Annotated in this window: 7 protein-coding genes; 6 read left to right on the top strand and 1 reads right to left on the bottom strand. The window is 68.4% G+C overall.

Annotated features, from left to right (window positions below):
• A partial coding sequence (locus tag ACEN88_RS19955) for a DUF4384 domain-containing protein (protein ID WP_413342325.1) occupies nt 1–693 on the top strand: 693 nt, incomplete at its 5' end.
• A gap of 3 nt (nt 694–696) precedes the next feature.
• Here the strand turns inward: ACEN88_RS19955 and ACEN88_RS19950 are convergent.
• Nucleotides 697–1,863 carry a formylglycine-generating enzyme family protein gene (locus tag ACEN88_RS19950; protein ID WP_413342324.1) on the bottom strand — a complete coding sequence of 389 codons (1,167 nt, stop codon included), beginning with the start codon at nt 1,861–1,863 and terminating at the stop codon, nt 697–699.
• Nucleotides 1,864–2,017: 154 nt separating this feature from the next.
• Between ACEN88_RS19950 and ACEN88_RS19945 the strand changes: the two genes are divergently transcribed.
• Genes ACEN88_RS19945 through ACEN88_RS19925 form a run of 5 tightly spaced genes read left to right on the top strand, consistent with a single transcriptional unit; the run spans nt 2,018 to nt 7,671 of the window.
• A complete protein-coding gene (locus ACEN88_RS19945) occupies nt 2,018–2,437 on the top strand; it encodes a DUF4399 domain-containing protein (RefSeq protein WP_413342322.1) in 420 nt (139 codons plus the stop codon).
• A 13-nt stretch (nt 2,438–2,450) separates the two neighbouring features.
• Nucleotides 2,451–2,870: a DUF4399 domain-containing protein gene (locus ACEN88_RS19940; protein WP_413342320.1), complete on the top strand. Its 420-nt coding sequence runs from the start codon at nt 2,451–2,453 to the stop codon at nt 2,868–2,870.
• 54 nt (nt 2,871–2,924) lie between these two features.
• Nucleotides 2,925–4,874: an HD domain-containing phosphohydrolase gene (locus ACEN88_RS19935; protein WP_413342318.1), complete on the top strand. Its 1,950-nt coding sequence runs from the start codon at nt 2,925–2,927 to the stop codon at nt 4,872–4,874.
• Entirely contained in the window at nt 4,871–6,268 is a 1,398-nt protein-coding gene (locus tag ACEN88_RS19930) for an efflux transporter outer membrane subunit (protein WP_413342316.1), read from the top strand. The genes ACEN88_RS19935 and ACEN88_RS19930 overlap by 4 nt, the downstream gene beginning before the upstream one ends.
• 11 nt (nt 6,269–6,279) lie before the next feature.
• Nucleotides 6,280–7,671: an FHA domain-containing protein gene (locus tag ACEN88_RS19925; RefSeq protein ID WP_413342314.1), complete on the top strand. Its 1,392-nt coding sequence runs from the start codon at nt 6,280–6,282 to the stop codon at nt 7,669–7,671.
• Nucleotides 7,672–7,684 lie beyond the last annotated feature (13 nt).

The following is a 7,684-nucleotide window of genomic DNA, read 5'->3' as shown; positions in this document are numbered from 1 at the left end:
CCCCCCCCTGCGCCTGCGCCGCCGCCGACCCTGGCGGCCGTCTCCACCGTGCTGGCCGGCGTGCCGTGCTCGGCGCTCGTGCCCGCCATCGACGGGCGTGTCGTGAGCGTGCAGGGCTATCTCGCGCACAGCGTGGGTCCGGCGCGCCTCAAGACGATGCTGGCGGCTCTGCCGGGCGTGACGCGGGTCGAGCTGACCCTGCGCGACGTCGACGATGCGAAGTGCCCGTTGATGCGCGTCCTCGGCCGCTACTGGGTCGCGTCCCGCACGGCCGGTGTGGCGCTCCGCCTGAACCCGGGCAGCGGCCGGGGCGGCAACCTGGCGGCAGGCGATACGCTGATGGTCGACGTGGCCACGCCGGACTACCAGTCGTACGTGTCGGTCGATTATTTCGTCCTGGACGGCAACGTCGTCCACCTGCTGCCCAATGCGGCCGCGCGCGAAAACCTGGCGCCGCCGCGCTACACGGCCACCATCGGCAGCCTCGGCAACTGGGTGATCGGTCCGCCGTTCGGCACCGAGATGCTCGTGCTGGTGACCACGTCCGTGCCGCTGTTCGAGGGGCTGCGTCCGGATGCGGAACCCGGATCGGCGTATCTGCGCGCCCTGGACGAGCGCCTCGCCGCGATCGCCGGGGCACATGGCGCGATCGCCGTCGACTTTTTGCAGATCACGACGCACGCGCGCCGCTAGCCGTCAATCGAGCGACCGCGCGACCCGGAATCCGTTCTGCGACTGGCGCACGCTGGCGTCGTATTTGAAACGCGTGGTGGACAGCATGTAGCTGCCGTTTTCGCGCCACGAACCGCCACGGATGACGCGCGCCTGGCAGTTGCCGTCGACCCAGGCGCTACCGTCGGCGGGCGCCCCCTTGTACGTGCTGTGCCAGCAATCCTGCACCCATTCCCACACGCTGCCGTTCATGTCGTTCAGGCCGAACGGATTGGCGGGGAAGCTGCCGACCGGCGGCGGGCGTTCCTCGCTCCAGGGCATGCCGCAGCCTTCGCAACTCGAATTCCCGCCTTTCATCTCTTGCCCCCACCAGTAGCGGGTCGTGGTGCCGCCGCGCGCCGCGTATTCCCACTCGGCCTCGGTCGGCAGGCGGTACGGCTTCCCGCTCACCGTGCCCAGCCATTTGAGGTACAGCTGCGCCTCGTCCCAGCTGACGTCGCGCATCGGCAGGTTTTCGGGCACGTTGCCCAGCGACGGCATCGTCGGACACACGCTGGCCCGGACGCACTGGTTCCACTGCCCCACCGTGACCTCGTACTTGCCGATCGCGAACGGCGTGTGCAACGCCACCTTGTGCGCGGGTCGCTCGGACGGGTCGCTGCTGTTGTTGCCCATCATGAACGGCCGCGGCGACAGCGCGACCATCAACGGGCAGACGTCGCAATCCTTCATCGTGGCAACGGAACCGGCCGGTCCCGCTGCGGGCGCCACTTCACGGCCGCCGTCGACGGGTGCCGGCACCGGGCGTATCTTGTTGTCGGGCGGCCGGGTTGGCTGCGATTGCGGTGGCGGCTTCGGCACGGTCTTCGTCTGCGGCTGGGTGCCTGCGGGCTTGCTCCCGGCCGGCTTCGCGGGCGCGGGCGCGGGCGCCTGCGGCGGGGCCGCCTTCAGCTGCTGGATGCGCGTGCGCGCCAGGCTGGCGAAGCGTCCCTTCGGATAGGCCTGCAGGTAAGCCTCGTAGTCGCCCACCTGCTTGCTGTCCTTGACGGAATTCCAGAACGCCAGCTCGAACTGCTCGGCGCTGTTCTTGGGCAGGACGCCCGCCACCTGGAACGTCGTGGGCAACCCATGCGCGCGCACGGGCGCGACGGCCGCCAGTGCCATCAGGCTGCACAGGATCAAGAGCCTCATCCACACAGGCCGCCTCCGCAAGTGTCAGGAAACCGCTTAGACCACAGGCCGCCGCGATTGTGCCGGCCGCACGTTTGTTCTGGCACAGGTGCCATGCATCCCGGTTGACGGATGCTGCCGGAACAGCGGCCCGCATGGCGGGCAGGAGAGGACGATGCGCAAAACAATTGTCTTGATACTGAGCGCGGTGGTATTGCAGGCCGTGCCCGTGCTCGCACGCACGCCGTCGCCCGAGAGCGCGCTGGTGTATTTCATCTGGCCCAGCGACGGCATGGTCGTCCGTCACGCGTTCTGGGTGCGGATGGGCTTGCGCAACATGGGCGTCGCGCCCAAGGGCACGGACATCGCGAAGACGGGCCACCACCACCTGCTGATCGACACCGACCTGCCCGAGAACATGGACCAGGCCGTGCCGAACGACCGCAACCACCTGCACTTCGGCGCCGGCGAAACGGAGGCGAGAATAGAACTGCCGCCGGGTTCGCATACGCTGCAGCTGCTGTTGGCCGACAAGGATCATATTCCGCACGATCCGCCGGTCTACTCGAAAAAGATTACAGTCACGGTCAAGTGAAACAGGAGCCCCCATGCGCATACGACTGGCAGCCGCCCTTCTCGCCGCCGCCGTTTCAGTTCCTGCCGCCGAGCCGACGCCGGCGCCGCCCAACGCCTACCTGTACATCGGCTGGCCCAACGACGGCCAGGTGGTCGCATCCGGCAAGCCGATCCGCGTCTGGTTCGGCCTGCGCAACATGGGCGTTGCGCCGAAAGGCGTGAAATTTCCGAATACGGGGCACCACCACCTGCTGATCGACACGGACGCGCCGGAGCCGGGCGTCGAGATTCCGAACGACCGCAACCACCTGCACTTCGGCGCCGGAGAAACGGAGACGACGATCGAGCTGCCGCCCGGCAGGCACACGCTGCAGCTCGTCATGGGGGACGACCAGCACGTCACGTTCGAGCCGTCCGTCCAGTCCAGAACAATCACGATCACTGTGAAATGATTTGCGAACTGTAGCGCGGCGTCACTGTCTTACAGGTCTCAAGGCGAGGACGACATGGCGATCGAACCGGCACCGGAACCCTATGCGGCACCGCCCGTGGAAGGCGGCGTCAGCGCATATCTCGAGCTGCTGGGCGGGCGCGACGTCCGGTCGCGGCTGTTTCCGCTGCACGACGAGGTCGTGATCGGACGCGATCGCCAGGACGCGCTCGCGTCCGACCAGTTCATCTGCATCCCGCTGCACACGATCAGCCGCCGCCACGCGCGCGTGCGGAGGCGCGGGGAGGCCTGGTCGGTCGAGGACCTGCACTCGTCGAACGGCACGTTCGTCAATGGCGAGCGGCTGCAACCCGGGTCGTGGCACGTGCTGGGCGACGGCGACGAACTGGCGCTCGCCTCCACCCAGCTCGTGTTCCGCTCGCTGGTCGCACCCGGCGCGGCCAGCATGCCGACGGTGATCAGGAAGTCGGTCGACGCCACCCAGTACGTGCCGGCGGCCGGCCCGCGCGATGCGCCTCGCGGCGAGCTCGAGAAATCGGTGCTGAAACTGCATGCGATGGCCCAGGTCAGCATCGCGCTGGGCGCCGTCACCGACCGCGCGACGTTGACGGAAAAGATCATGAATTTCATCTTCGACCTGTTCCCGCTGGCCGAGCGCGCGTTCATCCTGCTGCGCCAGAACGAACGCGACCCGCCCGTGCCGGTGGCGGCGCGGCGGCGCAACGGCATGGTCGAGGATCCGGGGCAGGCGCGCCTGTCGCACACGATCGTCGACGAGGTGCTGGGCAGGAAGCGCGCGATCCTGTCCGTCGATACCCTGGCCGACCGCCACTTCGCCGCGCAGGATTCGATCGTCGCCCAGGCGATCCGCAGCGTCATGTGCGCGCCGCTGATCGTGGGCGAGGAAGTGCTGGGGCTGATCCAGGTCGACAGCTCGTCCGATCCGCGCGCGTTCCAGGAGGCCGACCTCGAACTGCTTACGGGCGTGTGCGCGGAAACGGCCGTCGCGCTCAAGAATTTCCAGCTGTATTCCGACATCGAACGCCTGCTCGACGGCTTCGTGCGCGCGTCCGTGCAGGCGATCGAGGAGCGCGATCCCGTCACGGCCGGCCACTCGTTCCGCGTGGCGAGCTATGCCGAGCGCCTCGCCATGGCGCTCGACCGCGCGCAGGATCCGGACGTGCGCCGTATTGCCTTTACGCGCGAACAGTTGCGCGAGATCCGCTATGCCGCGCTGCTGCACGACTTCGGCAAGGTCGGTGTGCGCGAGCACGTGCTGCGCAAGGAGAAAAAGCTGCACCATGCCGACATGCGCCTGCTGGAGCAACGCTTCCTGTACGCACGCGCCTGCCTGGAGCGCCAGGCCTATCACACGCTCGCGCAGCGCCACATCGACGAGGGCTGGAGCGCGGCGACGTTCCGGGTCGAAAAGGAGTCCGCCGATGCGCGCCTGGCCGAGGAAGCGGCGCGGCTCGACGGCTTCCTCGCCACGATCCGCAGCGCCAACGAGCCCGCCATCTCGCGCAGCAGCGCCCTGCCCGATTTGCGCGACATCGTCCACTACGGCTGCCACGACCCGGACGGCCAGCCGCTCGCGCTGCTGGAAGACCACGAGGTGGCGGCGCTGAGCCTGGCGAAAGGCTGCCTGACGGCGGACGAGCGGCGCCAGATCGAGGAACACGTGGTGGATTCGTATTCGTTCCTCGTCCTGATCCCGTGGACGAGAGACCTGGCCGGCGTGCCCGCGATCGCGCACGGCCACCACGAGAAGCTGGACGGGTCCGGCTATCCGTCGGGCCTGCGCGGGCCGCAGATCAGCATCCAGACGCGCATCCTGACGATCTGCGACATCTACGATGCACTTACGGCCGGTGACCGGCCGTACAAGAAGGCCGTTCCCGTGGAACAGGCGCTGGACCTGATGCACGAGGAATGCGACGCGGGGCATATCGATGCGCGCCTGTTCCAGGTGTTCGTCGACGCCCGAGCATGGATGGCGCCATGACCGGCCGTCTCCTTTGCCTGGTTGCCGCCCTGCTGCTTGCCGCCTGCGCGGACGTCGGCATGCGCCCGTACGCGCGGCCGTCCGTGCCGGCCAAGACGGCGTGGGCGAACTCGGCCAGCTTGCCGCTGTCCAAGACGGAGCTGATCGTGCCGGACTGGTGGCACGAATTCCGCGATCCCTACCTCGACCAGCTCGTCAGCCGCGCGCTCGCCGGCAATTTCGACCTGGCCGTGCTCGCCGCGCGCATCGGCGTGGCCAACGCGCAGATCGGAGAGGCGCGGGCCGGCGCGCTGCCCACGCTCGACGCGGGTGCGGGCGCGAGCTTCCAGAAGGTCACGGGTCAACCGTTCACGAAGCAGTTCAACCTGGCCACGCAGACCAACTGGGACATCGACATCTGGGGCAAGGTCGAGAAGGGGGTGCAGGCGCAGAAGGCCGAGTTTTCCGCCACCGAGGCCGAGTGGCGCGCGGGTTATCTGAAACTCGTGTCGGACGTGTCGACGACGTATTTCCAGATCCTGCAATTCGACGAACAGATCGACCAGCAGCGCCAGACGCAGGCCCGCAACCGCGACATTCTCACCACGTACCAGGCGATGGAGCAGAACGGCCTCATCCCGCACACGCGTGTGCTGCAGCAATCGGCCGAGGTCAACCGCCTGAGTACGGAGCTGATCGAATTACAGCGCCTGCGCGCACTGGCCGGCAATGCGCTGGCGACCTTGATCGGCGTACCGGCCGGCGACTTCCAGATGCCTGCCGGCCGCCTGCAGGAGCGGGTGCGCGTGCCCGAGGTGCCGGGCGGCCTGCCGTCGCAATTATTGAAACGCCGGCCCGACGTCGTCGCGGCCGAATATCGCGTGCTGGAAGCGTACGACCTGACGGGGCAGGCCAAGCTGGCGCAACTGCCGTCGATCAGCCTGACGGGGCGCGGCGGCACGTCCAGCTTCGCGCTGTCGACCTTGCTGAAATCGTTCACGTTCGGGCTGCTGCCCAGCATTAATTTCCCGATTCTCGACCCGGGCGTGAAGGCGCGCGTGCGCACGAGCGAGGCGCAGACGAAGGTGGCGGAGCAGGCGTATCGCCAGACCGTCATGGCCGCGTTCGAAGACGTGGAAAATGCGCTCGTCAACCTGGAGGCGCACAAGAAGCAGCGGGGAGAATTGCAGCAGCAGGTCGACCAGTTGCGGCTCGTGGCCAGCACGACGGATGCGCAGCGCAAGGAGGGCGTGGCGTCGCAGCTGGAAGTGTTCGAGACCGAGCGCACCCTGCTCGGGGCCCAGCTGGCGCTGCTCGCCAACCAGCAGCAGATCCTGTCCGATACGGTGACACTGTACAAGGCGCTGGGCGGCGGCTGGCCGCCGGTGGAGGTGGCCGATGCGGCGCAGCATTGAAAGACGCTCCGATGGCGCCTGACGAAGTCCTGGTCGGCAAGATGCAGGCACCGCCTCTTCAACGCGTCGGCATCGTGCTCGAACCGCTGAACCATCCCGAGCTCGGTCCGCTCGCCATCGACGACGGCCTGTTCGCCATCGGCCGCACCGAGCCGCCGTTCGCCGCGTATCCGCCCGAGATCGTGGCCGATTTGTCGCGCCGCCATGCGCGCGTCTTCGTCGAGGGTGGCGACGTGTATATCGCCGACCTGGGCAGCAAGAACGGCACCACCGTCAACGGTGTCGCCGTGCGACACGGCATCGTGCGGCTGCACGACGGCGACGAGGTCGGCCTGGCGCGCGTGCTCGCGTACCGGGTGCGGCTGCAGGCGTCTACGCCGGCAGCGGCGCCGGCCGCCCGGCTCGCGAGCCTTACGCTGGAACCGGAGCGTGCCGACCTCGGACTGGAAGCCATCGTCATCACCAGCTTTCCCTTCCTGATCAGCAAGGTGGACGATACGTTCGCGCGCTACAAGGAGAAGGAGCCGCACCAGGTCGGCTATCTGTCGCGCCGCCACGCCCACATCTTCCTCAAGGCGGGCGTGCCGTACGTGGAGGACCTGGGCAGCACGAACGGCACCTTCATCGGTGCGGTGCGGCTCGACGAGCACGCCCATGCGCTGGAGGACGGCGACGTGCTCGCGTTCGGCGGTCATCACTTCGTCTACCGCGTGCGCCTGCAATGGGAACAGGCCGGGCCCGAGCCGACCGTCACGCGGGTGTCGTTGCCGCCGGCGGCCTCCCCCGCGGCGATGGATGCGGACCACACGACGTTCGTCGCGTCGGCCGGCTCCTTCCTCGACATCTTTTGCGCCGACGAGCTGCCCGGCGCGCAGGAAGACGAGGTGAACCCCGCCTCTGCGGAACCGGCCCGCATCAGGCACGACAAGCGCGGGCAGGCCGCCCTGATGACGGCCGCCCTGCTGGATGCAATGGGCGCCGCCGGCGATGCCGACCCCGCGCGCCTGCGCCGCTGGCTGATGACATTGAGCGCGCTGGTGATCGCTGTCATCCTCCTGTTCCAGCTGGCCGGCGCGCCGGAGCGGGCGTTGCAGGGCCTCGTCGACCGCGGCGATTTCGCGACCGCGGCCCGCCTCGCCGACGACCGTCTCGCGCGCGACCCGGACAATGCGGAGGTGAAGGCGCTGGCCACGGAAGCCCTGCTGAAAGCGGAACTGCCGCAGTGGATGGCGGACCTGAAGGCGCGCCGCTTCGACCGCGCCATCCAGGCCGAAACACGCATGCGGCGCCTGAGCACCCATAACGCGGATGCCCGGCCGCTCGTGGCGGAAATCGCCTGGGTCGGCGACGTGGAACGGTTCGTCCATGGGCGCGGCGGCGCGGCGGCCCCCACGTATAGTTGACCGGGCCGGACAC

This window comes from Massilia sp. CT11-108 (assembly GCF_047302915.1).
Taxonomy (GTDB): Bacteria; Pseudomonadota; Gammaproteobacteria; order Burkholderiales; family Burkholderiaceae_D; genus Telluria; species Telluria orientalis.
The sequence above is the reverse complement of the archived record's forward strand: the minus strand, read 5'-3'. Positions and strand labels throughout refer to the sequence as shown.

Excerpts from the sequence above, each read along its gene's own strand:
- ACEN88_RS19950 (WP_413342324.1), bottom strand. The coding sequence starts at position 1,863 with ATGAGGCTCTTGATCCTGTGCAGCCTGATGGCACTGGCGGCCGTCGCG.
- ACEN88_RS19945 (WP_413342322.1), top strand. The coding sequence starts at position 2,018 with ATGCGCAAAACAATTGTCTTGATACTGAGCGCGGTGGTATTGCAGGCC.
- ACEN88_RS19940 (WP_413342320.1), top strand. The coding sequence starts at position 2,451 with ATGCGCATACGACTGGCAGCCGCCCTTCTCGCCGCCGCCGTTTCAGTT.
- ACEN88_RS19935 (WP_413342318.1), top strand. The coding sequence starts at position 2,925 with ATGGCGATCGAACCGGCACCGGAACCCTATGCGGCACCGCCCGTGGAA.
- ACEN88_RS19930 (WP_413342316.1), top strand. The coding sequence starts at position 4,871 with ATGACCGGCCGTCTCCTTTGCCTGGTTGCCGCCCTGCTGCTTGCCGCC.
- ACEN88_RS19925 (WP_413342314.1), top strand. The coding sequence starts at position 6,280 with ATGGCGCCTGACGAAGTCCTGGTCGGCAAGATGCAGGCACCGCCTCTT.